Genomic DNA, 26,263 nt, shown 5'->3' on the forward strand with positions numbered 1-26,263 from the left:
ACTAGCTTGCTTCAGAAGTTAGATGATGATCACTTTGTGGAATAGCATCCCAACCTTCTTTAAGTGTCCTTAAAACACTGACAGCATCATCAATAGACTGAGTATCGTTTTTCAAATTCGCTTCGGTGACTTTTATTAAAATAAAGTCATACAATTGACTAAGATTTCCAGCAATTTCACCACCAGCTTCCATATTTAAACTATTATTTAAACCGTTAACGATACCAATAGCTTTGCCGATAAACAGACCTTTATTTTCCATATCACCATTTTCAATGGCATAGCGACTTTGAGCAAGTCTTTCCAAGCCACCGGCAAACATCATCTGAATAATACGATGTGGCGAAGCAACTGATATTTCACTGTCAATCGAAACCTTACGGTATGACTGTAAAGAACTTCTCATAATAACCTACCTATTTGCATCAATGTTTTGATAAACTTTAATTTGTCGTTGATGAGTGCTTTTTAAATTTAATAAGTTTTGTCGATGGGACATTATTTTAGAAGCCCTGTTCACAAAGTCATTAGTGACTAATAGCTGTTCTGATAAATAAGCAGCAAATGTGTCATCGACAGCATCATTAATCATTGAATCAATATATAATTGACGCTCTCCTATACACTCAAGCAATAATGATACCAACTTATCAGACTGTTCATCTTCAGCAGGCATATTATCAATTTGATTTAACGTATCTTCAATAGTGTCGTTAATCAGTTTAAGTTTAGAGTGCAATCAATCATTCCTTTTATGTTCGAACGACGCCAGGTAGCGAATTGAGCCTATCTGATAAACCAGAACTTTGTTGATTTAATTGTGCAACAATCAAATCCATAGCATTAAACTGTTTAAGCAATCGAGCTTGTAACTGTTCCATTTTCAAACTAAATGCAGTTCTTTGATCTGTTAGCCGACTTGATTGCTCTGTATAAGAATTTTTGCGGCCATCAATCACACCGCCAGCTTTAGTATAGGTCTGAACCAGATCATCAAATTTATGTGCTAAACCTGTATTTTCAGTAGAAAAAACACCCTCAACTAACGACATGTTATTATTAATAGCGTCGGTTAAACGGGTATTATCAATATTGAGTTTACCTTTATTATCTGTCGATATTCCTAACTCATATAAAGCAGACTCTATACCATCAACACTGACTCTTTCACTAACCGTCTTTCTAAGCTGGGACTCTAATGAACGAACCATAGAATCACCTTGTAAAGCTGATGCGGTTTTTGTTTCGGCATCATATGAAGATAACTTATCTATAGAGGAGATAAGAGTATTGTAAGCATTAACAAACTCTTCAATATTCTTCTTTACTGAATCGGTATCTTGTTTAATCGATAGCGTTGAGGTGGCAGCTATATCAGCCTTCGTTAGGTCAAGTGTGACACCAGTAATAGCATCATCAACAGTATTACTTTGAGAGGTTAACTTTTGACCATCGATGTAAATAATAGAATTGGCTGCAGTTTGAAGTTCTTCAAGATTAGCGCCATTAAACATATCGCTTAACCCTGTACCACTGGTATCTGTTGCAGACATGGTAATTTGATTATCGGTGCCAGAGTCATTGGCGGTAAAAACGAGGCGGCTACCAGCATCACTTTTAACCACAGTCGCAGTTATACCTGCATTATCTGAAGCATTATTAATTTTTGATGCTATAGCGGAAAGCGTATCAGCGGGATCGACAGTAACCGAGAAGTTTGCACCATTTACAGATAAATCTAAACTTCCTTGACCAACAGCCTGACTTGGATCGGCTATATTGGCACCAGCAACTTTATGAGAAGCGGCAAGCTGCTCAACCTTTATAGAGTACTTACCTGGTTGTGCATATTGATCAGCCTTAGCGGTAAAAAATGCACTGTCTCCTGTCGATACTGTACGTAAATTTAACAGCGCACCACTTTGTAGTTTTTTGGCTGCATCTTGAAAGTTTGACAAGCCACTTTTCAACGTTCCTATGGCAGAAACTTTTGCATTAATTTGGGTTTCTTGTCGGGTAAAAAGTGCTTCTTTAGGGCTTTTTTCAGCACTAACGAGTACGCTGACAATATTTGAAATATCTAACCCAGAACCAATACCTGTCGCAGTTAATGCCATAATAGCCTCCGTTGAGCCGATTGATTACCTAAAATGCTGACAGCAAAAACCAACTACACACGTTAATATATAAAATTTATGAAAAAAATTAAACCTCAATTGGCATCAATACCCCAGATACCTCACTGAGTTTTTGCGCTAATTGTAATGCTTCTTCACTTGGTATCTGTCTGATAATATCACCAGATTCAATATCTTGTACTTTAATCACTTGTTTGCCTGAATCAACATCGACAGAAAACTTTAATCCTTTTTGCATCATTGCGACCATATCAGTCAATTCTTTGGCAACAACCTCTAGAGACTCATTTGGTTTTTTGCTATCAGTTGATGTTTCTTCTTGCTGTTTTACTGCTTGAATTGATGATTCTCGATTTAATTCTACCTGGCTAACATCAATTTTTTTAGCGCTCAAAGGTACACTATTTAAATCAGATTTTGTCGACTCTGCCCTGGCAATAAAACTCGCACTGCTATTTGTTTGAATTTCCATGTTTCACCTCAACGAATACTCTTTTACCAGTTAATTAATCGCTTTAAATAGATATCTTTGAAACAACAAAGGGAGATCCGCCAGCGAATCTCCCTATTAATGCTTACAAAACTAACTTACATTATAGTAAAGATAATGCGATTTGTGGTAATTGGTTAGCCTGAGCTAACATTGCCGAACCCGTTTGTTGAAGCACTTGGTTTTTAGTCATTGTTGATGTTTCTTTGGCGAAATCCACATCTACAATACGAGACTTAGCATCTGCAACGTTTGCTTGAGTGTTAGCACTGTTACTGATGTTATGGCTTAGACGGTTTTGAATCGCACCTAAGTCAGCTCGTTGTGTATCAATACTCTTGATTGCAGCATCAATCTTACCGAGTACAGAAGCACGGCCAGCTGATGTAGTCACATTTAAAGAGTTAACAGATAAAGAACCCGCATTTGTTGTCTTAACGGTAATCTTAACATCTTCCCCTTCTTGATGACCAACCTGGAAAGTCTTACCACCAGAAAAACCACCTGCCATTAATTTTGTATTACCAAACGCAGTGGTATTACCAATCGCTGTAATTTCTAATGCAAGCTGATCCATCTCTGATTTTAGTGCCGTTAAATCCGCTGAACTGTTTGCACCGTTTTCAGATTGAATTGCCAAGTCACGCATACGTTGAAGCATGTTAGTCTGTTCTTGCATTGCGCCTTCTGATATTTGCGCAATTGAAATTGCATCGTTCGCATTACGCATACCGACGTCAAGACCACGAACCTGCGAATTTAGACGGTTCGAAATCGCTAGACCTGCGGCATCATCTTTTGCGCTGTTAATACGCAAACCACTAGACAAACGTTCCATTGAAGTCGCAAGTCCACTAGAAGATGAATTCAGATTTTTCTGTGCTTTTAATGATGTAACATTAGTGTTTACTGTGATAGCCATGATTGCTTCCTCATATTATTTCTGACTTGAGATACGCCTGTTTGCTTTAGCTCAAGTCAGACAGGTCTTGCTCGTTACAATATATGTAACGGCAATTACTTTTTTTTCTTTAGATTTTTTTTGATTTATTTTTGTTCTTAATCTGTTTAAAAAATAAATTTCAAAAAAAACAATATTTAACAGAAAAATAAAGATCTAGAAATAAGAAAGTATTTGGGTCATAGATACCCTATAAACAAAATCAGCCCCTACGTATAGAAGCTGATAGAGGCTGATTTATTTGACGCTTCAAATTATCCCAACAGAGAGAGTGCTACTTGAGGTAACTGATTTGCTTGAGCAAGCATTGCAGAGCCTGTTTGTTGAAGCACCTGATTTTTAGTCATAACAGATGTCTCTTTAGCAAAGTCGACGTCAACGATACGACTCTTCGCATCTGCAACGTTTGCTTGAGTGTTAGCACTGTTAGCAATGTTATGACTCAAACGGTTTTGAACAGCACCTAAGTCAGCACGTTGAGTATCAATTTTGTTAATCGCGGCATCAATTCTACCTAATGCTGAGTTACGCCCTGCAGAAGTTAATACTGTTATGGCGTTAACAGATAATGACGCTGCATTATTAGTCTTCACGGTAACTTTAACATCTTCGCCTTCTTGATGGCCTACCTGGAAAACTTTTCCCGCCGAGAAACCACCCGTCAATAATTTAGTATTACCAAATGCAGTACTATTGCCAATCGCTGTAACTTCTGTAGCAAGTTGATCCATCTCTGCTTTTAATGCCGTTAAATCGGCGGTGCTATTTGCACCGTTTTCAGATTGGATGGCCAAGTCACGCATACGTTGCAGCATGTTAGTTTGTTCTTGCATCGCGCCTTCAGCAATTTGAGCAATTGAAATCGCATCATTTGCATTACGCATGCCAACATCTAACCCACGAACCTGCGAGTTCAAGCGGTTAGAAATAGCCAAACCAGCAGCATCATCCTTAGCACTGTTAATTCTTAATCCACTTGAAAGACGTTCCATTGACGTATTTAATGCACCCGTTGAAATGTTTAGGTTTTTTTGCGCCTTCATTGAAGTTACGTTTGTATTTACTGTAATAGCCATAAATAATTCCTCATTCCTAGTTTTGTTGCCAAGACTGTGGAGCTTGGCTAAATTTTACAATTTAACGTGATTGCTTTTTTGTTATATATAATCAAACAATGAAAGCGAACCCACTTTACTAAACACACTCGATACAGCATTAAGTGCAAGTTGTTGTTTTTCAAACTCTGTTATCGCTTCTGCATAATCTAAATCTTCCAGAATTGATAACGCACTACTATTAATAATTTTTTCGTCCGAATGATTTGTTGAAATACTCTCCAAACCCTTCAAATTATTTCCAGCGATACCTCGTGCTGTACTGACTTGATTTTGACCACTATCTATACCATTCAATAGTTGTGCCAACTGTGATAACCCTTGCGCACTATTTGTTGAGTTTGGGCTTTCTAATAACGCTAAAGCCTTATTAAATGTATCAAATACGCTTACTGTCTCTACCGGTTCAATAGTAAAAGAGTCCCCTGCAACTGGCGTCCCGTCCAATTTAACGTCAATGCCATTAAAAGATACTGGGGTTGTCGAGTTGAAATTAGCTACAGTTGCGACGGTTAAACCGCCAGAATCTAATACTTGAAGATCAACATTGGAACCATTTGGTGTAAAATTAAAAGTATAAGTATCAGCTACATGAGATGCTTGGTTGGCTATTTTTGCACTTGAAACAGTAAAGTCACCTTGTTGTGATGACAAATAATTGGCGCCGTAGTCGCCAAGTGGATTAACAGCATTCATAAATGCCGTATCTCCTGGTATATTTGTCGCCATAACGATTCCAGATGCGACCACACTTTTTCTGACACCAGAGTCACCGCTGTAAACAATTTCACCATTAGCGTCAAAAGAAAAAGGTTTAGAATTTGTTTTATTGCCGGCAAACAAGTAATTACCTGATTCATCCTTACTATTAGCAATAGAAAGTAACTCATCTAAACTTGATCTCATTTCATCGGCAACCATTTGCCGCTCGACTGAACTAAGACTGCCGTTAGCGCCTCGTAATACTTGTTCGCGCATAGATGAAATTAATGTTTCTGCACTGCCGATTTTACTTTCGCTAATGGATAAGTGATTTGTCGCATAGTCAATATTTTTGGCGTATTGATCGACTAAGGCATTTTTTTGCTTCAAGTTATCAATCACTATCGCGGCAACAGGGTCTTCTCCCGCGGTATTGACTTTTTTTCCGCTAGAAAGCTGTTCCATAATTTTGTTTGTTGCAGTTTGCTTTTGCAAAATACTGCTAGTGTTTTGATTAAACATTTGTCCGGTAGAAATTCTCATGATTTATCCCCTAACGAACCGAGCTTAATAAAGTATCGAAAATGGTTTGTGCTGTTGTCATAATTCTGGCGGATGCTTGATACGCTTGTTGAAAACGCATTAAATTTGCAGCTTCTTCGTCAAGGTTGACACCTGATTCACTTTGCACTCGGTTATAAGCTTGCTGAAAAATAGCATCAGCTGAACCCGCTCTCACTTCAGCAGCTTTTGTTTTACTGCCAATATCTAATTTGGTGTTTTCAAAAATGCCGACTAGTGTGGTTGTTCCACCGTTCATTAATTTGGCGTCAGCCATTTCTGCCATTGCTACCGCATTGCTGTTATCACCTTCTGCAAACGATAAGTCGAAAGTAAAGCTGTCAGTGACACCTGCTGCAGATGTGTCGTCAATTTCGATGCTAAAACCAAAACCTGTATTTATTTGTGGCGGTGTAAAAGCGCTTGGCCCGGCTAAAGAAGTGCCTGATGCATTAAAAACTTCAAAGGTATTGGCAGCACTATCTACGCGAACAGTAAGTTCACTACCTGTAAGAGGAAACCCTGCTGTAGCACGGTTAACAGTACTTACCTTAACTTCCATTTCACCAGAGTTTGCAGCATTTACAGTGATTTTAGGGGCGGCGGCGGCAATACCTTTGGGGTCAGTCATTATCATGGTTAACCCCGCAGCTGCGCCTGAGGTCGGACGAATTTCAAACTTGTCGCCATCATTCATTGCACCAGTGCTAATATTGATGGTAAAGCCGTCACCACCAACTAACTCCCCTGGTGGATTTAATGTCAACGGACTAACTTTACCGGTTTGGGTATCTGTTAGTTTATAGGTCGCTGGTGCGGTGAAAGATAAGTCATAGCCACCACCACTTAACTTGCCAACATCATCAACATTGACGCTAATTTTTGCATTACCCGTATTAGTAGAGTATTCACCAACCCTTCCAGATGACATTAATGGATCATTAATGTCGCGAAATAGGTTTTGGCCAACATTACCATTTAAGTCGAACCCTTTTGATTGCATTTCATTAAACGCATCTGCAATACCCAAAGCTAACTGACCTAGCTCTTGGCTAGCTGGTACTAAGGTTTCTGAACGAAAATCAAATAAAGCACCTAATTGTCCACCTAACTTAGAGGGATTAATAAGCAGCGACTGATTACCTGTACTTGCGGTTATACGGGGCTCATTTGGATAAGGGTCGCCAGTGGTTACGCCAACTGACATAGACACTTCACCCGATACCAACATCACAGACCCGCCTAACATAATAGACTTAGCACCAGTGTCTAATGGAATGACGTTAACTTGAGCATACTGGCTAAGCTCTTGAATTAGTGCATCTTGTTTATCTAACAATTGACTGTCATCACCACTAGACTTCATTAGTTCTAAGTTGAGGTTGCCCAACTCTTTACTAATTTCGTTAATGCGCACCGTCATTGACTCAATCTGGCTATTGGTTTGTTTAGTTTGATTATCTAAATGCGATTGCATTTGATTCATCGTTTTGGCCAATTGCTCAGCAGAACTTAATGCACTGCTGCGGATCCCTATGTCTGTAGGTAAATCAGCTACGCTATTAATACTGCCAAAAAAATTATTTAACCCTGCAGGCACCATATTGCCGATTTGTGAATAAAGTTGATCCAATTCACTCATCTTTGAATAGGTCGCTTCTGCACCACTTAAGCTAGTTTGGCCAATGCGTAACTCACGGGCAGCGAATTCGTTGTACACTCTTTTAACATCAGTGACATAAGTGCCAGTGCCATAAAAGCTATTGCCTAATCGTTGAGACTCTGTACTAGCTTGGTTTGCCACCTGACGGTGATAGCCTTGAGTATTAGCATTGGCAATATTATTACTGGTAACCCCCAATTGAGCCTGGGAAGCCTGCACACCTGTTCGGGCAATATTTAGTAGATCGATAGCCATTATTTAGTCTCCCCAGGCATAATGGACTTAAGTCCTTCAGTTACAGACTGCATTACACTGATCACTTTTTTGGCATAGTGTGGATCGGTGGCATAGCCGGCTTTTTGCAAAGCGTGAATAAATTGACTCGGCTCACTGGCCACTTTACGCGCATCTTGATAGCGATCATTTTGAGAAATAAACGACACAAAGTCATTAAAGCTCTGTTCTAAGTTTTCATACATTCGAAAATCTGCACGTTGCTGAACGGGAATACCCTTTTCAAATTCAAGAGTGTTCACTGTAGTTTTGTCACCCTGCCAACGTTTATCTGCTTTAATATTGAATAGGTTGTTACTCATGCTGCCATCTTGTTTACGGATAACTTTTTGACCCCAACCCGTTTCAAGTGCCGATTGAGCAATTAATACTTCTGGTGTCGTACCTAGTTTTTTAGCCGCTTTTTCAGCATGGGGATACAAAACTGATATAAAGTGTTGTGGATCTTTAAATTTATTCACCACCTCACCCAGAGTGGGTGTAGATGCTGTTAATAATGATAATGATTTTGTTGCTTTTTTTGAGCTTATTGCAGGCTTTTCTTCGGCAGTAGAAGCAGCCATAGTAGGCAATACTTTGCCGTCAAGATGATCAGCTCCACTTGGTGATACCTTGCCGGCTAAAATTGAATCCATCATTTGTTTAGCTGAAATAGACGACACAGGTGTTGCCATTATAATGTCGCTTTCGCCAGCTAAAGTCTGTGAACTGCCCACATTGTTGTTCGCAGTCCAAGACGGGGATAAAGAAGAAATATTCAGCTCATTTGGGTTATTCACAACCATCGCTGGAATGACATTTCCATCAATATTGCCACGCAACACTGATGCGGGGGTCATCGGGCTATCCTCAGGAGAAAGCTGCTGAACCATTAGCTCTGCTAGGCCCAGCATGCCTTTATTTGATAAGTCCATCGACATTTGTTGGTCACGCATTTGTTCGTAAAATGCTGTAGACTCACTATTAAAGGGACTGTCCGACTTAAACGCTTCGTTGGCATCGCGCATGCTTTTCATCAGCATTTGAATAAAAATACCTTCGAACTGTTTGGCCACTTCTTTAAGCGCACCTTTCTCGCCTTTCTGGGCTTGAACACGAAGTGAATCCAGTCCACCTAGATCCAGAAAGTGCGAAGAATTTGACAGCTTTTCCATAGTAGTCCCGTAACAGAAGTCGGTCTTATTTAAATAATCACTTTAAAAAAGTGCCAATATTTAAATGATGATAAGTTCACCATGCAAAGCGCCTGCCACCTTTAATGCTTCAAGAATAGCCAGGACATCTGAAGGAGCTGCACCGACTAAATTTACTGCGCGTACTAATTCATCTAAGGTGGTTCCTGGGTTAAACATGAACATGCGTCTATCATCTTGTTGTACGTCGATAGTCGTGTTGGTGGTAACAACGGTTTCGCCCCCTGCCAAAGCATTAGGTTGAGACACTTGTGTTGCTTCAGCTATAGTGACTGTGAGTCCACCGTGGGTAACCGCTGCGGGTAACAATTGCACATTTTGGCCTACTACTATGGTGCCAGTTCTAGAATTCACTATCACTTTGGCTGACTCGTCAGCTGGCTCAACCTGGACATTTTCTAAGGTTGCTAGAAATGATACCCGTTGTGAAGCATCTCTTGGCGCACTAACTTGAATTGAACTGGCATCTAAAGCTCTCGCCATGCCTGGTCCTAATAAATCATTGATGGCATCTGCGGTTCTCTTAGCGGTAGAAAAATCAGCCCGGCGTAAGTTAAAGGTTAGGTGATCACCACTTGCGAACGGTGATAACACACTGCGCTCTACAATTGCACCGCTAGGAATACGTCCAACTGTTGGTGTGTTCTGTATAACGCTTGAACCGTCTAAGCCTTCAGCACTAAAGCCACTTACCACTAAACTGCCCTGTGCAATAGCGTACACATTACCGTCTACCCCTTTCATAAAGGTTTGAATCAAGGTTCCGCCACGTAAACTTTTAGCCTCACCAATACTTGATACAGTGACATCTAATGTTTGACCGGGTTTAATGAAAGCTGGCATGTCAGCGTGAACCGCAACCACTGCTACGTTTTTCACTTTAGGTCTAACTGAATCGGGTAAATTTATACCGAAGTTCTTTAACATGGTTTTAAAGGTTTGTTCGGTGTACTGGGTTTTCTCACCAGTACCTGGCAAGCCAACAACAAGCCCATAACCAATAAGTTGGTTACTACGAACACCTTGCACATTGGCAATATCTTTAAGACGCTGTGCTTCAGTGGGTGTGGTAATGACCATACATGCTGTGAAAAGCATGGCTAAAATAGGTTTAATATTCATATTCTACCCCTTAAAAAGGCCACCACTCACCCATAAAAAACGAGCTTAACCAGCCCACTTTTTGGGTGTCGGCAAACGTGCCAGTTCCGCTATATTGGATACGAGCATTAGCTACTCGCGTTGATTCGACTGTGTTATCTGGTGTGATATCTTGACTACGCACAATACCTGTTACGCGAATAAATTCATCGCCATTGTTAATGGAGATCCATTTCTCGCCTCGAATAACCAGGTTACCATTACTCAGTACCTGCATTACATTGGCAGAAATACTGCCATCTAAACTGTTCGATTGATCAGCATCAGCTTCACGTTTGGTATTCATGCTGTCTGAATAGCGTAAATCTAACGGTACCCCTTTAATAGAGATATTACCGCCACCGGCGTAAAGTGGATCGACACTTAATCCGGTATTTTTTTTCATTTCATTGTTGGCACTTTTAGTCGCCTGAGTAGACTCTTTCAATACAACGGTAATGATGTCACCTACTTTGTGGGCACGAAGATCCGAGTACAAACTTGAAGCTTGTGAATCTAAAAATATAGATCCCGTCGCCACCACTTGAGTCGAAGGCTCTTCTGGATAAACAGGCGCGTAAAAAGGATCATCTGGGATCGGCTTTTTCTGAGTAGAACTGCAACCGACTAACAGCATGGCTGTTGTAGCTATAACAAGAAGTTTACTCATCACTGCCCCCTAAAGATTCTGATTAACATAAGACAGCATTTGATCTACCGCTGAAATAACCTTCGAGTTCATTTCATAGATCCGCTGACTTTGGATTAAATTAACCAATTCTTCTGTCACATTAACATTCGATGTTTCTAACGCACCTTGACGAATTGCCCCTAAACCATTTTGTGAAGCAGTACCTTGAATAGGAGTGCCACTCGCACCGGTTTCGGTATAGAGATTCTGACCCAGTGGATCGAGGCCTGACGGGTTGATAAAGTCTGTCATCGTAAGCTGACCGATTGTCTGGTTATCTGTAGCACCAGCCAATTTAACTGACACTTCCCCTTCCGCAGAGACAGTAATACTCATGGCATCTTCAGGAATAGTAATTGGCGGTTGTAATACGTAGCCTGAACCAGGTGTAACAATTTGCCCCGTATCATCTAAGCTAAACTGACCATTACGGGTATAGGCTGCAGTACCATCAGGCATTTGGACTTCAAAGAAACCTGGACCTTCAATCATTAAATCTAATGAATTGTCGGTTGTAAGCATGTTGCCCTGTGTAAACACTTTTTGCGTAGCAACAACTTTGGTACCCGCACCTAAGTTTAAACCATTAGGTAACTTGGTATTATCTGCACTGATCCCTCCGGCTTGGTTAATTGTTTGATAGAGCAAATCTTCAAATACCGCGCGGCCTTTTTTGTAACCTATGGTGCTAGCATTCGCGACATTATTTGAAATAACCGCAATATCCGTTTGTTGGGCGTCTAAACCCGTTTTACTAATCCACAGAGCTGGATGCATAATAAATACTCCTAACCAATTCTTAGTAACGATGAAGATGAGCGGTCTGCTTCTTCTGCATTTTTCATCATCTTCACTTGCATTTCGTACTGACGCTGAATATCTATCATCGCCACCATTTCATGTACAGGGTTAACATTACTGCCTTCAACAGCACCACTTTCAACTTGTACCATGGGATCTTTAGGTGCTGGCAAACCAGATATTAAGCGAAATAAGCCATCTTCACCGCGCATCATTTGATCATTGCCCGGATTAACAAATTTAATTCTGGCTACTTCCTCAATCACTTCAGCTGTCGCTCCCTGAGGGCGAATTGAAATGATGCCGTCAGGTGAAATATGGACTTTATCGATTGGCAGTGGCAAAACAATTGGACCGGCATCGCCCATAATTGGCGTATTACGACTATTAACCAGCAGGCCAGTGCTGTCGAACTTCAAATGTCCTGCACGGGTATAAGCTTCTGACCCATCAGCCGCTTGCACTGCTATCCAGCCATCACCTTTAATGGCAATGTCTAAGTCATTACCCGTCTCCCTAATAGGGCCTGGAGAAAAATTAGACCCGGGGCTTTCAATCATTGAAAATACCCGCGTTGGCAAACCTTCGCCAAACGCCTGCATTGACCTTGCTTGGGTCATATCCGATTTGAAGCCATCGGTATTGGCATTGGCTAAATTGTTCGCACGAACGGCCAAGGCATTCATGCCTTGCTTTGCACCGCTCATTGCAACATACAAAAATTTGTCCATTTGCCGCTCCGTCAATAATGCTTTAAATAAAGATTCTAACTAGACAAAGCAAAGGGCATGCCAACAATCGAAGGTAATATAAGTAACTGATTTGATTAGGTGGTGGTACGATTTGAAACAGAATATTGCGGATAAAGTGTCAAAAAAACACCGATAAGAGAAAGTGAAAGAATATAAAGAAAATAAAAGGCAAAGTGTTGCCGCTATGGGCAACACCTTATTAGTACCAATATAATAGGTACTATCAGAGTAAGGACTATCTGATCTGCAATATCGTTTGATTCAAAGTATTGTTAACTTCAAGAGTACGTGAGTTTGCTTGGAAGTTACGCTGAGCTGAAATCAAATCAACTAACTCTGTGGTTAAATCGACATTCGATTGCTCAAGTGATGAAGAACGAATACTGCCGAAAGTACCACTATTTGCTTCGCCCGCTAACGCAGGTCCAGAATCTAAACTTGCCTTCCAGGCCGTATTGCCTACCTGAGTTAATCCCTGTTCATTTGCAAAACGAACTAAAGCGACTCGAGATAATGGCACGGTAGACCCATTACTGTAACTGGCTGTGACTAAACCATCAGCACCTATACCTACGTTAGTTAATCGGCCCACTGTGGTGCCATCTTGAGTTAACTCAGTCACCTCAAATGGTGAAGCGTATTGGGTCGGATTGTTAAAATCGATAGTAATAGTCTGTGAGCCGTCAGCTCCTGGACCCAACACATTTGCACCAGTAACACCAAGTGCCTGAGTTTTTAATACTACAGGACTAGTCCCAGTATAAGTTCCAGCGTCATTAAACTTTATAACAGAACCAGTCCAGCCCCCCGCTGTTTGTGCATTACGAGGTGCACCATCAACAATACCATCACCTGTAGTATCAACGCTGTATTGGCCTGCTGCACCATCTAAATTAACCTGTTTACCATCTACAGCATAATAAGCAACCCAGTTACTTTCACCAGTGTAGGCACCATCTTCTGGTTTAATAAAATAGGTGGTCAAAATATGCGATTCACCCAGTGAGTCATAGATGGTCACAGAAGTAGAGTTATTGAAGGTGTCAGCATTGCTTGGATCAAATGCTGCGGGGTCTAAAGCTGACTCGCCGACATTTAGGTTCATTTGCAGGCCCACTTTACTTGACATTACAGGGCTTCCAGCTGTATCTGGTACTTTAATAGCCTGAGTTGTGGTTAAGCTTACTGATGTTGAATTTCCCTCTTTATCTACAGGAAAACCCTGTAAGAAGTTACCAGCCGAATCAACCATATAATTATTTGAATCAACTTTAAAAGCACCTGCACGAGTAAATGATTGATCGCGTGCACCAAGTTCAGATGAGGTCACAAAAAAACCACCACCACTTATCGCCATATCCAAAGAGTTGCTGGTAAGCTGCAAACTCCCTTGATGGAATTGCTGCGCGACCTGAGTGGTAGCAACACCACCACCAACTGCCGTTTTACTGTTAGAAAAAATAGAGTTAGCATACACATCCGCAAACTCAGCACGAGACTCCTTAAAGCCTATTGTATTTACGTTTGCAATATTATTGGCTGTGGTATTTAGATCTTTCTGAGCGGCTGCTATACCACTTAATGCGATGTTAAAAGACATATTTCACCTCGAGTAATCAGGTTTTCTTTAATGACAATTTATTGTCACAAGCTTTATTAAATTTATGATTCGGACACCGCAAGTACATCGGTCAATTTAATGCCACCAATACCACGAAGATTAAGAATCGCCCCAGTTGCTGCTGTACCTAATGAAACACTCGTCACATGCGCATAAGTAGAAACAGGTAAATCTTGAGATTGTCCATCGACTTTACCGCTAGCTTTGATGACGTAAGCACCTTCAACCACCGGTTTACCATTTTTATCTAAACCGTCCCATGCCACGTCTACGTTTCCGCCAGCACTACCATCAATTTCAAAGGTCTTAATTAACTGACCTGATTCATCTTCAATACGAATGCTTATTTTATCAATGGCTGCAGGTGTACTCACCACACCTTTAATTTCAGGACTTGCCGGCGAAATAGCTCCAGTATCTGATGGAATCAACACTTTACGGCCAACTAAACTAGAAGCTTGTAAAGCCTGGCTTGAACTCATTACACCATTCAAATTTAGAATTTCTTTATTTAAGTTTGAAATACCATCAACTGTTGAGAATGAAGCCATTTGAGCAATCATTTGATCATTATCAACTGGCTTAAACGGATCTTGCATCGAAAGTTGTTGACTAAGCAGTGCAAAAAAATCTTCCTGCTTAAGCATTTGATCTTTTGCAGCAGGTGTTTCAGGCGCATCAGGTAAACGGATACCATCTAGAAATGGGTTACCTGTTGTAGTACTCGTCGTGTTCGATTGAACGGTATTTTTACTGACCGTACCGGTATTAGACGATGCCAATGCCTGTTGTGGCAAAGATTGGCTACTATATGGATTAACGAGGCTCATAATTTACCTCCTACAATAATCATGTTATTTACCCATTCTAAGTGTTTGTTGCAACATAGTTTTAGCTGCATCTGCGACTTGAACATTCATTTGATAAGAGCGAGAAGCTGAAATCATGTCAGCCATTTCTTCCATTACATTTACATTAGGCTTATAAATAAAACCGTCACCATCGGCCATAGGGTGATCTGGTGAATATTCTTTAATCAATGGCTTATCACTTTCAACAATGCCACTTACATTAACGCGATGAGAACCTGACTGCTGATAACTGGCTTTGGACATTTCAGCCTCAAATACAGGGTGTCTAGCACGATAAGTTTGATCAATACTGCTGGAAACAGAGTCAGCATTAGCAATGTTACTCGCGGTGGTATTTAAGCGGACAGACTGTGCTGTCATACCTGAACCGGCGACATTGAATATATTAAATAAGCTCATAATTAATCACCTCGTAATGCTTTACGCATACCTGAAAACTTACTTTCTAAGAACCCTAGTGACATTTGGTATTCAATAGAGTTTTGCATAAAGGCTGATTGTTCTTGTTGCATATCAACCGTATTACCATCGCCAGTATCAGGCTGATTAGGGACTCGGAATTTGACATGTTGCTGACTGAGAGCAGTTAAATCAAAATGCTTTTCATTAGTAATGCTCATCGTTAAACCTTTCTGACGAGAGCTAGCTGCTTGCATTGCTGAGGAAAAGTCGACATCGCGAGCCTTATACCCAGGAGTATTCGCATTCGCTATGTTACTTGATAGCACTTCAGCGCGCTGCGCCCTGACACCAAGGGAGTATTGATGTACTCCAAGTGCATTATCAAAATTAATCGCCATAAAATTGCCTCCATCAGCTAACTGATAGTTATGAAGCAAGGGTTATGCCAATTATTTAATCAATGGGAGGATATGTAGAAAGGAAAGCATGTGCAGGAAGTAACACATGCTTTTCAATGGTTTAAACTAGGTTTTCTTTTGGTAGTATATACCTGGGTTACAGCGGACCATGTCAAATTCTTCTGTTAATCCGGAAATAGATTCTGATGCTCCAAGAAATAAAATGCCTTTTGGGTTTAAAGCGGCAGCAAATTGCCGCAAAATTTTAGCCTTTGCCTCAGGAGCAAAATAAATCAATACATTGCGACAAAAAATAATGTCGTATTTTCCTAAAAGAGTGTAACTTTCAAGTAAATTATGCGCTCTAAAATTCACCAACCGCTTAACATTATCTTTGACTTTCATATTGCCATTAGGCAAAGCATCAAAAAACTGACGTTTACGTTCTTCTGATAATCCACGCGCCAATGCTAAGCCATCATATTCGGCATTCTTACAACGTTCAAGCATTGAAGGTGACAAATCAGTCGCTTGAATAGTCACACCACCAGGCAGTGCACCCGGCTTGCGTTGTTGATACTCTAAAGAGGTCATTGCTAATGAGTAAGGCTCTTGCCCTGAAGAGCAAGCAGCAGACCAAATACGTAATGAACGACCTAATTTAGAATATTCAGGTAGTAAAGTATTATATAATAAATCAAATGGATAACGGTCACGAAACCACAATGTTTCATTGGTTGTCATAGCGTCAATCACTTCCGCACGTAATTGGCGTTCGGTGGGCTTCATTGAATGCTTAACCACTTCAGATAATGAGGGTAAACTGTATTTGCCCATCAATGGAGCTAAACGACTTCGTACTAGGTATTGTTTATTTTCACCTAAGACGATGCCGCTGTGTTGTTCTAAAAACAACCTAAATTGATTATATTCTGCTTCTGCGAGTGATTTATCTGTCACATTCACATCCTAATATAATGAGTTATATTTACCCTATCATTAGAGCTTTTACGCATAACTAACATTCATGAATTCTCATGCTGCCTACTGCGTTCAATAGACAAAAAATATTACAAACTTAAATGTTTGTTTACTGCTGCGGCTAATTCATCAGGATTAAACTTGGCAATAAAGTCATTTGCCCCTACTTTTTGTACCATTGCCTGATTAAATACGCCACTTAAAGAAGTGTGTAGCACAACCTTAATGTTTTTTAATTTAGGGTCATCTCTAATTTCAGCAGTAAGGGTATATCCGTCCATTTCAGGCATTTCAATATCTGAGATAATCAACGGGATCTCTAACGATACATCATCCATCTCTTTTGCTATGGCCTTGAGTTTGTTCAGTGCTTCTCGACCATCTTTGGCGGTATCAATTTGTAAATTTAAAGACTCAAGAGAACGAATAATTTGCTTACGAGCTACAGCTGAATCATCTATCACCATAATATGATAATGTTGTTCTCTATCTATGGTTAATGTCTTATTAACTTCTTCACTGATTGCCGTTTTAACAGGAGAAATTTCATCGAGAATTTTCTCCACGTCTAAAATTTCAACCAACTCACCTTCAATTTCAGTAACAGCGGTCAAATAAGAATAACGCCCGGCTCCTTTTGGTGGAGGCATAATGGCAGCCCAATTCATATTGATGATACGTTCAACAGAACTGACTAAGAAACCTTGAACACTGCGATTGTATTCAGAAATGATAATGAAGCAATTCTCAGTAGAAGTGAGTGGACGTCCACCTGTTGCAGCGCTTAAGTCAATGACTGAAATAGTAGCACCACGAATGTGTGCAACCCCTTTAACAAACGGACTCAGTTTAGGTAACTTAGTTAACGGAGGACACTGAAGCACTTCTTTCACTTTAAACACGTTAATGCCAAAACGTTGACGCCCATTAAGCTTAAACAACAGTAACTCTAATCGGTTTTGGCCAACTAATTGAGTACGTTTGTTGACTGATTCCATGATACTCGACATAACACTGCCTTTTTTTATTAAAATATCCGAATAAATAGATACTAGTTTGTTTTACTTAAAAACATAAATCGAATAATGATTTATCTTGCTTTAGGGGGATTAAATCTGTCCTTCCTGCTGCTCATTATTCAATTATGCACTGGGTCAAGCCACTAACTTACTACCGGCATGATTATTGCTATTGAATTATGTTAATCATATTAGCAGAATAAATAACGAAATAAGTCAATATACTGTCGCTACAGCTTAGCAAATTATGCCGTATTTAATATCAAATACGCACATACACAAGCTGCATCAATATTTTCAAAAGACTTTAAATGAATTTATTCTATTTATCTTTATAGAATTTAAGTATAGGTGCATTCTGGCTAAACAAGCTAGTATCTTAATTATGAAAGTATATTTTTTGTTATTTTTTTATTTATTGTTCAATTCATTAGCTGTTTTTGCTGATGAAGAAATAACCATACCCTCTGTATCGACCATAAGTGAGATGGCTGAAGAGGTTGTGAGAAAAAAAATTCAATTGACACCCGATGCTAAGGTGATTATTACCCCTCAAAATTTAGAAGGTCGCTTAACGCCTCCACGCTGTTATAAGCCATTAACAATCGAACTTGCAAGTGATCGGGACATAGCTAGGAATAATACGGTTAAAATAAGTTGCAACAGTCCTGACTATGATTATCCTTGGCAAATATTTTTATCGGTGAGAGTCGAAATCATGTATCCCGTTGTGGTCGCCAGTGAAATTATCTCGCCGGGCATATCACTATCAACACAACAACTGCACATAGAATATATTGATCAGTTCAGCCTTAGAGGTCAATTTTATTCTGACATCAAAGCCGTTTTAGGCAGTAAAACTAAAAGACGTATTAGTAAAGACGCGCCGATTTTAAATAGTCATTTATGCTTTGTGTGCAAAGGTGATGCTGTATCAATATACGCCAGGAGCGAAAACCTCCAAATTAAAACATTAGGTGAAGCGATGCATGACGGTAGTATCGGTGAATCGATTAGAGTTAGGAATGCAAATTCAAGCAGAGAAATAGAAGCTAGGGTAATTGGTGTTGGTGAAGTAGAAGTAAGAATGTAAAATAGATTAAAGTTTTTTTCTGCTAGGTCGATAGCCTATTTGGAAAACCAAAATTAACGCTGGAGCCACTCATGGCAATTGACATTAATAAACTTAAAGCTGCAACTTCGACACCAATGCAAACGGCACGAGATGCTAAAACTACAGGTAATACCGCTCAAGCAGCTCCCAAAGCTGCCACTGTTACAGTAAAGACGGACTCTGTTAGCATTACGCCTCAGGCGCAAGAGTTGCAAAGTGTGCAGTCAAAAATGGCTAGCCTACCTGAAATCGATCAAAAGAAAGTAGCCGAAATTAAACAGGCTATTTCGGAAGGCCGTTATAAAATTGACCCTGAAAAACTTGCTGCAAATATTGCAAGCTTTGAATCAGAGCTAAGCGGGCTTAAGTTCCAAGAAGAGTAGTAAAGCACTCAATATTGCTGTGTGCATGAATGTTTGCTGTAGTCTATTCTTCTGAGCTGAAATAAATCAGAATACCGGTGCCTAATGGCATCATAGACAAGTGTTTTTCAAGCAAAAAAATTCGAGTAATAGCATGGCTGAACTATCTACACTGCTCTCCCACCAGCACGGCATATTGACGTCGCTGAAGTCACTTATATCTGCAGAAAAGCAAGCGCTGCAAGACCAAAATGCCGACAAGCTGTTAAAACTTGCCCAAGAAAAGCAGCAATGTTTAATCGCACTGCAAACGAATGACCAGTCGATGGCTAATCACCCTGAGCATACAAGACTAACATCAGACCCTGAGCTTATTGAAAAAGTCACTTTATCGAAAAGTCTTCTTGCTGAATGCAAAGAGATTAATCAGCAAAACTCTAGCTTAATAGAACTAAATATCGCTAGTTTAAATAGATTTTCTCAGGCACTGCAAGCCAGTCGAAATGCATCAAGTTTAACCTATAATGATAAGGGTAAAACCTCGACGATTTCGACCTTGGGTAATGATTTCAAAGCATAAACGTAAACTAGGTTTTATGTGTAAAGCGTCACAGAACTAGCGTTTAATGAATTATCTATTGCCCTAACATATCTTGTTTTAAGCTTTTTTGAGCAGGCTTATCCCCTAACCAAATTTTAATAAGCGCTTGACGAAATAACTCACCAGGGATTTCCCCCTGTGGTTGATCATTTTTAAAACTTGCAACCCCTCTATCCCTTGTTAATACAAAAGTAAATTGGTCACCATCGTTAATTTCAGCGCTAAATAATGCCATAAACTGGTCTATCTCAGTTTGTAAGTGCACACTATTTCCATCAGTAGCTTCATCAAACCCATCCTTAATGGCATCGGTCATCTTATCTGAGGTGATCATCTCTGAAGTGATACGCAAACGGATAACCGCAACGGGCTGTTCAATTACTTTTTCCAGCTCAGATTGAACAGATGCAAGGTATAAACTGCCAATATACAAATCCATGAAAAACTTACTGCGAACCCCTGCACCATTAAGGACTAAAGATTGCTGATTAACGACGATGGAATCGGGCACGTTTATGCCAGATACCATTTTAGCTTGCAGAATTGGACTAACGAATAAAGCTGCGACTAAACCTAAATAGGATAATAATTTCATACTAAATATTCTTGTAGGATAAATATTTGAATTAAACTAAGCACAACTTAGCTGAGCTAAAATTACGAAAAATAACGGATAGTTAGCCGCGGGTGCCTAATTTATATTGTCCGTTTTGCTCAAACATAAGCGCTTGTTTTTGGGTAGGAGAAACCAATAAAGGGCCATCATCAAAAAACAGAAAACATTTCCAATTACGGACAAACACATCCCAGCGAGTTTCGATAATCTGGTACTTTTCATAACAAAAATAAACTGTTGTATCATCGCTCCATTGAATATGCTCAATGATAGCTTCAGGTAATGCATTATCACTCGCATCCCAGGCCGCTTGCCAGTGTTCAGTCGCGCTCCATGCATCCTGTTTCACCGGCCAATCACCTTTAGCGAATTGTTCTGCTCGGCTACTTTTATTACTTATCCATTTATTCCAGACTTCCATTGCGCTTTTATCAGATAAAGGCTTAATCATCACTTTATCCGTTTCGCTAACTGGCAAATCTTTATGGTTAAAAATCCATTTACGTTTATAGTTCTCAAATGAAATATAAGTATGTCCCACACGACCCCACTATTGAAATGTATAATTTATTCGCCTGCCATTATACGGTTTGACTGGCGACAAAGGAAATTATGGTTATCGATAACTAACTGTACAGCATTGATTGTGTTTATTAACCACCAATCTGCTGCAGATAACGCATTGCAGCTTGATTTTTGACATCTAAGTTCAATACATTTTGAAAACATGATTTAGCGCTATCAATTTGGTTCATTTCAGCGAGAAAAATACCTAACTTTAGCAATACCAGAATATCCTCAGGGTACTTATTTAAATAATCGAGATAAATATTTAACGCTTCCTGCGGTTTATCACTCAATCTTAAAGCATGAGCATATTGTGGTAAGTATTCATCGCTATAGTGGATTATTTTTGCAAGATGCGCAGTAGCAAGTTCAAGTCTATTCAGTTGCAAAGCCAGCTTGATGATCTGCTTTAATTCAGCTTCATGACAAAGATCTATCGGAATTTTCAATATTGTTTCTAACGCTATTTCAGGGTTTTTCTCTAACATTTTCTGATAACTTAGCGCCAAATGGTAAAGTCGAGAAACCTCTGAGTCTGTTGTTATAAAGGGGAAAGTGTATTCGACAATCTTAGAGATACCGAGCAAATGCTTATTATGCAGCAATATTTGCAGTTTTTTAAAAGCATTATCTATAAATGGTACGATAGACTCACCTGTATCATCGATAAACTCTTTGATTATAAATTGGTCATAGAACTTTTTTTGAGTCTTTTTAATCTGTTCCAGTTCGATTGTGGCTAAGTTTGCGAATTGCTGAGGCTGCTTGGCCTGCCAGAGAACAGATCTCCCCCATTGTTTATCGTTATTCCACTGTTTGCATAAAGCGGTTACATCAATTATGGATTGATATTCATTAATCCGAGAATCAACACGTTGCACAGCAGAGGCTATTAACGCTGATATTTCAATAGAGATGGCTTTAAATGCTTGGTAGTAAATGCGAGTGTGGTTAACAACATCTTGCTGTGACCACTCTTCCTTTTTCTTTGTAGATAAAAAGTGCGAGAACTCATAATAACCATAAAATTTAATAAGATGGGCAAGTAAAATAAATTTTTTATTAATACTCCGCTCTATCTTATCGATTTTATCTGCCAATGCTGGAATAGCTTGAGGCTTTTTCTGACTTTTTTCTATTTTGTTATTAAGTACTAATGCTTCTGATACTAAAACGTTAAGTTGTAGCAGTTTATTTTGAGTTGTAGTAAGAGCATCTAAGGTATCACTTAGGTACTTAAGTTTTTCTTGTGTAGATATCTGATAAGTTTCAGGCTTTAACATTTGCCGCTGTTTATCCGTTATTGGCTTAAGCTTAATATCATGACACGCTTGATATCGCACACCTTTTACTTTGGCAGCATCTTTAGATAAGTTGATGTAAGTGGTATTTTTTTGACATGCCACAGAAGCTTGTAATGACTCTATTGCATGCATTAACTGAATCGGGGTTTCGGCCATCTCACCAGAATAGGTTTCCACCCACTCAAGCATCACACCAATGTTAGGACCTAAACTTGCACCATAGGTCCCCTGAGTGTGCGTCACACCTTTTTGAGAATGGCAAAAATCGACACCACACAGCAAAACTTGCTTAAAACCCATTTCGGTTGCAATTTCAATGGCACTGTTGGTTACGGTCGGACCAACTGATTTTATATTGTCTTCGTCGCTATCGTTGTTCCAGGGTAAACGCTGACCAGTATAGAGTGCAGCCCCCCTCCATTGGCCCATAATTTGTGGTGCAACATGGTAGGAATTAATCAGTAAAGCATCATGTTCTAGCTGCATAAACTCTTTATTGACATCAAAACTGTGAGATTGCGGATCTACTGATACCACAATATCAGCTTTGATATTAAGTCTAGTTAGTTTGCCAACAACTCTCGAAGCTGCTATGACCACTAAATTGCATGCGTTGTCTCTAATCCAATTGATAGAATTATCTAAAGATGGCCCTCCACCTAATACAATACAGCTTTTACCGACAAACTTTTTCTTTAAAATTTTAGCTGGGATAAGATTTTCGGCTAAGTTATCCAGCTGTGCCCTTACAAAGACTTTCTGATTAAACCCAATGCTTTGTTCGAAATACTCATGATCAAGTGCGGTTTCAACTTGAGCGTTAAGTCCGCAGTACGACTCCAGATAATTCCCAGCTACGGCTATTGCACGGTGAATTTTGAATTTTTGCTTCACAATATAAATATTGTTTTCACGCTCTTTGATGAGGGCAGAAAAACGCTCTGATGAAGTAACACACAAATCGTCCTGCAGAGCTTGGGGGATATCGATTGTCAGCAGAGCCAAAACTTCAGGCAATTCAACAAAAATATATTTACTCCCCTTAGCGAGTGGCCGCTCCATAATGTAATTAGCTAATAGGCCAGAGTCTAAACCTATGATGACATGTAATGTGTCAACTGCGCTAAAAGCGTCCTTAAACTTTTCGTCATACAAAGAAACTGAGTCAATTTTTTCGAAGGTATGTCGATTAACACTGGATAAGTAACCTTCGTTAAATTGACTTATGGCAAATGTTTTGGCTATTTCTGATGGTGTATTAAGCATGGTGCCCTCAGCGATTAATTGTCCACAGTTTCTGTCAATTAATTGTCATTGTTAATCGACTAATCAATCTAATTTAAACAGTTTATCTAAAATTTCCTTTTAATTGCGATATTTATGCCACAAGGAGAGACAAAACTTATTTTATAGACATTTTTTTAGAAATTTAACCAAATAGCTAATTTTCATGCCCTATAAGAAAAATAAGGTTAGACAATTAGAATTAAGTTACTAAGATTACAGATGTTTATATAGGTTTACTTGCCAAAATTGCACTATAGATATGAATAGATTAATGAGTAACTGTTGTAATTAAACCCATTATGGTGCAGAAATTGCTTTAACGGTTTGTTGGGTTAACAAGAAAAAGTTGTCTTTTGCCAGCTTAATATCTACATAAAAAGAAAGCTGGGCGACGAAGACAACAATTTGGAGAGTACATGTTTGATAATAAATCGATTCTAATAACAGGTGGTACGGGCTCATTTGGTCAGAAATATACTAAGACAATTTTAGAGCGATACAAGCCTAAGCGGTTGATTATTTTATCGCGCGATGAACTCAAACAGTATGAGATGCAGCAGGTCTATAATGCCCCCTGTATGCGATACTTTCTTGGCGACGTCCGTGATGGCGATCGCATGATGCAGGCCTTTAAGGATGTGGATTATGTCATTCATGCCGCGGCGATCAAGCATGTACCTGCAGCTGAATATAACCCGATGGAATGCATTAAAACCAATATTCATGGCGCCGAAAATGTCATTAAAGCGGCTATTGCTAACAAGGTGAAGCGAGTCATTGCGCTTTCTACCGATAAAGCTGCTAATCCGATAAACCTTTACGGTGCGACCAAGTTAGTTTCCGATAAATTGTTTGTCGCCGGTAATAATATTGTTGGTGAAGGCGAAACACGATTTTCAGCGGTTAGATACGGTAATGTGGTTGGCTCGCGCGGTTCGGTTGTGCCCTTTTTTCAGCAATTAATCCGAAATGGCGCAACATCACTACCGATAACTCACCCGGATATGACACGTTTTTGGATCACCCTGCAAGATGGGGTTGATTTTGTACTAAAGAATTTCCAGCGTATGCAAGGCGGAGAAATCTTCGTACCTAAAATACCATCGGTGCATATTACTGATTTAGCTGAAGCTTACGGCCCAGGTCTTAAGCATGATATTGTTGGTATTCGCCCAGGTGAGAAAATGCATGAAATTATGTGCCCTGCTGATGATTCACATCACACCATCGAATTTGATGATCACTTCGTGATAACACCAAGTATTTCCTTCTTCGACCGTGAGCATGATTACTCAATTAATCAACTCGGCGAAAATGGCTCCCTGGTTAAACCGGGGTTTGAATATCACTCTGGTAATAACCACCATTTTTTATCTACCGCTGAAATAAAAAACTTGGATGAGGAGAGTGTTTAATGATCCCCTACGGACGACAAGATATAAATGCAGCAGATATCGAAGCTGTCATTAGCGTCTTAAATAGTGATTATTTAACCCAAGGCCCTCAAGTACCACTGTTTGAAGCTAATATTTGTCGCGAAACTCAGGCCAATTTTGCCGTGGCAGGAAATAGCGCAACATCGATGCTGCACGCAGCCTGTCTAGCATTAGGGGTTGGTAAGGAAGATATTGTTTGGACAAGCCCGATCACTTTTGTCGCCTCGGCCAATTGTGCGCTCTATTGCGGCGCGGACGTCGATTTTGTTGATGTGGATCCGTCAACAGCCAATATGTGTCCCGTTGCATTAGAGAAAAAACTTCTTGAGGCCGCTAGGTTAGGAATATTACCCAAGGTTATTATTCCTGTTCACATGGCTGGCCATAGTTGTGATATGCAGGCCGTATCTAAGCTAGTAAGTCCTTATGGTATAAAAATCATTGAAGATGCCGCGCATGCTATTGGTGGACACTATGCTGATATACCTATTGGTAGTTGTCTATTTAGTGATATTACCGTTTTCAGTTTTCATCCCGTTAAAATCATCACCACAGCAGAAGGAGGCGTTGCGACCACAAATTGTCCGCAACTTTCTCAAGCAATGCAATCGTACCGCAGTCATGGCATAACTAAATCCGCAGATGAGATGCTAAGACCTGATGAAGGTGATTGGTACTATGAGCAACATAATCTTGGGTTTAATTATCGGATGACAGATTTACAAGCAGGATTAGGTAATAGTCAAATTACACGCTTAAGTGAGTTTGTTGATAAACGTAATCAATTGGCTAAACGTTATGAGTTACTACTTAACAAGTTAGATATTAAATTTATTCAACCTCTTAATCACTGTCACAGCGCCTATCATCTGTTTATTGTGCGCTTGCCTGCAAATATCGACCGTAAGTCTGTCTTCAACCTAATGCGTATAGCTGGAATTGGCGTTCACGTGCATTATTTCCCTGTTTACCTTCAGCCTTTTTATCTACAAAAAGGCTTCCTGCCTGGTCATTGCCCTGGAGCGGAAGCTTATTATAGTCATTGTTTAACTTTGCCACTTTACACAGAGTTAACAGAAAGTGAACAGGATTTTATTGTCCGTAATCTTACTGACATTTTAAGCCTTATCAAATAGCTATTATTTCACTTTGCCCAGAAGTAACGGCAAGTGAATAGGATTT

27 protein-coding genes are annotated in these 26,263 nt (G+C 39.7%); 5 read left to right on the top strand and 22 right to left on the bottom strand.

All coding sequences use genetic code 11. The features are described from left to right. Position 1 precedes the first annotated feature (1 nt). From fliS to FJ709_RS13135, 19 genes are all read right to left on the bottom strand, one after another. Positions 2-406, bottom strand: a complete 405-nt coding sequence (fliS, locus tag FJ709_RS13045) for a flagellar export chaperone FliS (protein ID WP_226410463.1) — start codon at positions 404-406, stop codon at positions 2-4. Positions 407-412: 6 nt separating this feature from the next. Then, on the bottom strand, positions 413-739 hold the full coding sequence (locus FJ709_RS13050; protein WP_226410464.1) for a flagella biosynthesis chaperone for FliD, FliT: 327 nt from the start codon (positions 737-739) through the stop codon (positions 413-415). A 13-nt stretch (positions 740-752) separates the two neighbouring features. Then, positions 753-2,117: a flagellar filament capping protein FliD gene (gene fliD / locus FJ709_RS13055; protein WP_226410465.1), complete on the bottom strand. Its 1,365-nt coding sequence runs from the start codon at positions 2,115-2,117 to the stop codon at positions 753-755. Positions 2,118-2,205: 88 nt separating this feature from the next. After that, positions 2,206-2,610, bottom strand: coding sequence for a flagellar protein FlaG (locus FJ709_RS13060; protein WP_226410466.1), 405 nt, complete (start codon positions 2,608-2,610; stop codon positions 2,206-2,208). A 121-nt stretch (positions 2,611-2,731) separates the two neighbouring features. Further along, positions 2,732-3,550, bottom strand: coding sequence for a flagellin N-terminal helical domain-containing protein (locus tag FJ709_RS13065; RefSeq protein ID WP_226410467.1), 819 nt, complete (start codon positions 3,548-3,550; stop codon positions 2,732-2,734). 293 nt (positions 3,551-3,843) lie between these two features. Then, positions 3,844-4,665 carry a flagellin N-terminal helical domain-containing protein gene (locus tag FJ709_RS13070; protein WP_226410468.1) on the bottom strand — a complete coding sequence of 274 codons (822 nt, stop codon included), beginning with the start codon at positions 4,663-4,665 and terminating at the stop codon, positions 3,844-3,846. Positions 4,666-4,746: 81 nt separating this feature from the next. Beyond that, complete coding sequence (gene flgL, locus FJ709_RS13075; protein WP_226410469.1) at positions 4,747-5,949, bottom strand: flagellar hook-associated protein FlgL; 1,203 nt, start codon at positions 5,947-5,949, stop codon at positions 4,747-4,749. Between the two features lie 10 nt (positions 5,950-5,959). Beyond that, positions 5,960-7,885: a flagellar hook-associated protein FlgK gene (gene flgK / locus FJ709_RS13080; protein WP_226410470.1), complete on the bottom strand. Its 1,926-nt coding sequence runs from the start codon at positions 7,883-7,885 to the stop codon at positions 5,960-5,962. Next, entirely contained in the window at positions 7,885-9,078 is a 1,194-nt protein-coding gene (gene flgJ / locus FJ709_RS13085; protein WP_226410471.1) for a flagellar assembly peptidoglycan hydrolase FlgJ, read from the bottom strand. The genes flgK and flgJ overlap by 1 nt, the downstream gene beginning before the upstream one ends. Before the next feature lie 60 nt (positions 9,079-9,138). Next, positions 9,139-10,239, bottom strand: coding sequence for a flagellar basal body P-ring protein FlgI (locus tag FJ709_RS13090; protein WP_226410472.1), 1,101 nt, complete (start codon positions 10,237-10,239; stop codon positions 9,139-9,141). 10 nt (positions 10,240-10,249) lie between these two features. After that, positions 10,250-10,927, bottom strand: a complete 678-nt coding sequence (flgH, locus tag FJ709_RS13095) for a flagellar basal body L-ring protein FlgH (RefSeq protein WP_226410473.1) — start codon at positions 10,925-10,927, stop codon at positions 10,250-10,252. Positions 10,928-10,936: 9 nt separating this feature from the next. Next, positions 10,937-11,725, bottom strand: coding sequence for a flagellar basal-body rod protein FlgG (flgG, locus tag FJ709_RS13100; protein WP_226410474.1), 789 nt, complete (start codon positions 11,723-11,725; stop codon positions 10,937-10,939). Positions 11,726-11,736: 11 nt separating this feature from the next. Continuing rightward, entirely contained in the window at positions 11,737-12,480 is a 744-nt protein-coding gene (gene flgF / locus FJ709_RS13105) for a flagellar basal-body rod protein FlgF (RefSeq protein ID WP_226410475.1), read from the bottom strand. Positions 12,481-12,736: 256 nt separating this feature from the next. After that, the gene (gene flgE / locus FJ709_RS13110; RefSeq protein WP_226410476.1) at positions 12,737-14,101 is read right to left on the bottom strand and encodes a flagellar hook protein FlgE; all 1,365 of its coding nucleotides are present in this window, start codon (positions 14,099-14,101) and stop codon (positions 12,737-12,739) included. 62 nt (positions 14,102-14,163) lie between these two features. Beyond that, positions 14,164-14,952, bottom strand: a complete 789-nt coding sequence (gene flgD / locus FJ709_RS13115) for a flagellar hook assembly protein FlgD (RefSeq protein ID WP_226410477.1) — start codon at positions 14,950-14,952, stop codon at positions 14,164-14,166. Positions 14,953-14,976: 24 nt separating this feature from the next. Then, positions 14,977-15,393, bottom strand: a complete 417-nt coding sequence (gene flgC / locus FJ709_RS13120) for a flagellar basal body rod protein FlgC (protein WP_226410478.1) — start codon at positions 15,391-15,393, stop codon at positions 14,977-14,979. 2 nt (positions 15,394-15,395) lie between these two features. Then, positions 15,396-15,794 carry a flagellar basal body rod protein FlgB gene (gene flgB / locus FJ709_RS13125; RefSeq protein ID WP_226410479.1) on the bottom strand — a complete coding sequence of 133 codons (399 nt, stop codon included), beginning with the start codon at positions 15,792-15,794 and terminating at the stop codon, positions 15,396-15,398. A gap of 126 nt (positions 15,795-15,920) precedes the next feature. Further along, positions 15,921-16,760 (bottom strand): CheR family methyltransferase, encoded by an 840-nt coding sequence (locus FJ709_RS13130; RefSeq protein WP_226410480.1) that lies wholly within the window; start codon positions 16,758-16,760, stop codon positions 15,921-15,923. Between the two features lie 104 nt (positions 16,761-16,864). After that, positions 16,865-17,785, bottom strand: coding sequence for a chemotaxis protein CheV (locus FJ709_RS13135; protein WP_226410481.1), 921 nt, complete (start codon positions 17,783-17,785; stop codon positions 16,865-16,867). Between the two features lie 394 nt (positions 17,786-18,179). Here FJ709_RS13135 and flgA point away from each other — a divergent pair, with 394 nt between their 5' ends. From flgA to FJ709_RS13150, 3 genes are all read left to right on the top strand, one after another. Further along, complete coding sequence (flgA, locus tag FJ709_RS13140) at positions 18,180-18,887, top strand: flagellar basal body P-ring formation chaperone FlgA (RefSeq protein ID WP_226410482.1); 708 nt, start codon at positions 18,180-18,182, stop codon at positions 18,885-18,887. 71 nt (positions 18,888-18,958) lie between these two features. Further along, on the top strand, positions 18,959-19,291 hold the full coding sequence (flgM, locus tag FJ709_RS13145; protein WP_226410483.1) for a flagellar biosynthesis anti-sigma factor FlgM: 333 nt from the start codon (positions 18,959-18,961) through the stop codon (positions 19,289-19,291). A gap of 133 nt (positions 19,292-19,424) precedes the next feature. After that, positions 19,425-19,850 (top strand): flagella synthesis protein FlgN, encoded by a 426-nt coding sequence (locus tag FJ709_RS13150; RefSeq protein ID WP_226410484.1) that lies wholly within the window; start codon positions 19,425-19,427, stop codon positions 19,848-19,850. A 55-nt stretch (positions 19,851-19,905) separates the two neighbouring features. On the opposite strand, the gene FJ709_RS13155 is transcribed toward FJ709_RS13150, so the two are convergent. The 3 genes from FJ709_RS13155 to FJ709_RS13165 all read right to left on the bottom strand — a co-directional run bounded on the left by FJ709_RS13155 (position 19,906) and on the right by FJ709_RS13165 (position 23,624). Then, a complete protein-coding gene (locus FJ709_RS13155; protein ID WP_226410485.1) occupies positions 19,906-20,466 on the bottom strand; it encodes a chalcone isomerase family protein in 561 nt (186 codons plus the stop codon). Between the two features lie 82 nt (positions 20,467-20,548). Next, entirely contained in the window at positions 20,549-21,028 is a 480-nt protein-coding gene (locus FJ709_RS13160; RefSeq protein WP_226410486.1) for a DUF2947 domain-containing protein, read from the bottom strand. A 112-nt stretch (positions 21,029-21,140) separates the two neighbouring features. Continuing rightward, positions 21,141-23,624 (bottom strand): motility associated factor glycosyltransferase family protein, encoded by a 2,484-nt coding sequence (locus FJ709_RS13165; RefSeq protein WP_226410487.1) that lies wholly within the window; start codon positions 23,622-23,624, stop codon positions 21,141-21,143. 437 nt (positions 23,625-24,061) lie between these two features. On the opposite strand from FJ709_RS13165, the gene pseB reads away from it, so the two are divergent. Both pseB and pseC read left to right on the top strand, forming a co-directional pair. Then, positions 24,062-25,060, top strand: coding sequence for a UDP-N-acetylglucosamine 4,6-dehydratase (inverting) (gene pseB / locus FJ709_RS13170; RefSeq protein WP_226410488.1), 999 nt, complete (start codon positions 24,062-24,064; stop codon positions 25,058-25,060). Further along, positions 25,060-26,217 carry a UDP-4-amino-4,6-dideoxy-N-acetyl-beta-L-altrosamine transaminase gene (gene pseC / locus FJ709_RS13175; protein ID WP_226410489.1) on the top strand — a complete coding sequence of 386 codons (1,158 nt, stop codon included), beginning with the start codon at positions 25,060-25,062 and terminating at the stop codon, positions 26,215-26,217. The genes pseB and pseC overlap by 1 nt, the downstream gene beginning before the upstream one ends. Positions 26,218-26,263 lie beyond the last annotated feature (46 nt).

It is taken from the genome of Shewanella glacialimarina (assembly GCF_020511155.1).
Taxonomy (GTDB): Bacteria; Pseudomonadota; Gammaproteobacteria; order Enterobacterales; family Shewanellaceae; genus Shewanella; species Shewanella glacialimarina.

Excerpts from the sequence above, each read along its gene's own strand:
- flgF (WP_226410475.1), bottom strand. The coding sequence starts at position 12,480 with ATGGACAAATTTTTGTATGTTGCAATGAGCGGTGCAAAGCAAGGCATG.
- pseC (WP_226410489.1), top strand. The coding sequence starts at position 25,060 with ATGATCCCCTACGGACGACAAGATATAAATGCAGCAGATATCGAAGCT.
- flgK (WP_226410470.1), bottom strand. The coding sequence starts at position 7,885 with ATGGCTATCGATCTACTAAATATTGCCCGAACAGGTGTGCAGGCTTCC.
- flgL (WP_226410469.1), bottom strand. The coding sequence starts at position 5,949 with ATGAGAATTTCTACCGGACAAATGTTTAATCAAAACACTAGCAGTATT.
- flgA (WP_226410482.1), top strand. The coding sequence starts at position 18,180 with ATGAAAGTATATTTTTTGTTATTTTTTTATTTATTGTTCAATTCATTA.
- FJ709_RS13060 (WP_226410466.1), bottom strand. The coding sequence starts at position 2,610 with ATGGAAATTCAAACAAATAGCAGTGCGAGTTTTATTGCCAGGGCAGAG.
- flgM (WP_226410483.1), top strand. The coding sequence starts at position 18,959 with ATGGCAATTGACATTAATAAACTTAAAGCTGCAACTTCGACACCAATG.
- flgE (WP_226410476.1), bottom strand. The coding sequence starts at position 14,101 with ATGTCTTTTAACATCGCATTAAGTGGTATAGCAGCCGCTCAGAAAGAT.
- flgD (WP_226410477.1), bottom strand. The coding sequence starts at position 14,952 with ATGAGCCTCGTTAATCCATATAGTAGCCAATCTTTGCCACAACAGGCA.
- flgG (WP_226410474.1), bottom strand. The coding sequence starts at position 11,725 with ATGCATCCAGCTCTGTGGATTAGTAAAACGGGTTTAGACGCCCAACAA.
- FJ709_RS13150 (WP_226410484.1), top strand. The coding sequence starts at position 19,425 with ATGGCTGAACTATCTACACTGCTCTCCCACCAGCACGGCATATTGACG.
- fliD (WP_226410465.1), bottom strand. The coding sequence starts at position 2,117 with ATGGCATTAACTGCGACAGGTATTGGTTCTGGGTTAGATATTTCAAAT.
- flgB (WP_226410479.1), bottom strand. The coding sequence starts at position 15,794 with ATGGCGATTAATTTTGATAATGCACTTGGAGTACATCAATACTCCCTT.
- flgJ (WP_226410471.1), bottom strand. The coding sequence starts at position 9,078 with ATGGAAAAGCTGTCAAATTCTTCGCACTTTCTGGATCTAGGTGGACTG.
- fliS (WP_226410463.1), bottom strand. The coding sequence starts at position 406 with ATGAGAAGTTCTTTACAGTCATACCGTAAGGTTTCGATTGACAGTGAA.
- FJ709_RS13165 (WP_226410487.1), bottom strand. The coding sequence starts at position 23,624 with ATGCTTAATACACCATCAGAAATAGCCAAAACATTTGCCATAAGTCAA.
- flgH (WP_226410473.1), bottom strand. The coding sequence starts at position 10,927 with ATGAGTAAACTTCTTGTTATAGCTACAACAGCCATGCTGTTAGTCGGT.
- flgC (WP_226410478.1), bottom strand. The coding sequence starts at position 15,393 with ATGAGCTTATTTAATATATTCAATGTCGCCGGTTCAGGTATGACAGCA.
- FJ709_RS13090 (WP_226410472.1), bottom strand. The coding sequence starts at position 10,239 with ATGAATATTAAACCTATTTTAGCCATGCTTTTCACAGCATGTATGGTC.
- FJ709_RS13135 (WP_226410481.1), bottom strand. The coding sequence starts at position 17,785 with ATGTCGAGTATCATGGAATCAGTCAACAAACGTACTCAATTAGTTGGC.
- FJ709_RS13065 (WP_226410467.1), bottom strand. The coding sequence starts at position 3,550 with ATGGCTATCACAGTAAACACTAATGTTACATCATTAAAAGCACAGAAA.
- FJ709_RS13155 (WP_226410485.1), bottom strand. The coding sequence starts at position 20,466 with ATGAAATTATTATCCTATTTAGGTTTAGTCGCAGCTTTATTCGTTAGT.
- pseB (WP_226410488.1), top strand. The coding sequence starts at position 24,062 with ATGTTTGATAATAAATCGATTCTAATAACAGGTGGTACGGGCTCATTT.
- FJ709_RS13070 (WP_226410468.1), bottom strand. The coding sequence starts at position 4,665 with ATGGCTATTACAGTAAATACAAACGTAACTTCAATGAAGGCGCAAAAA.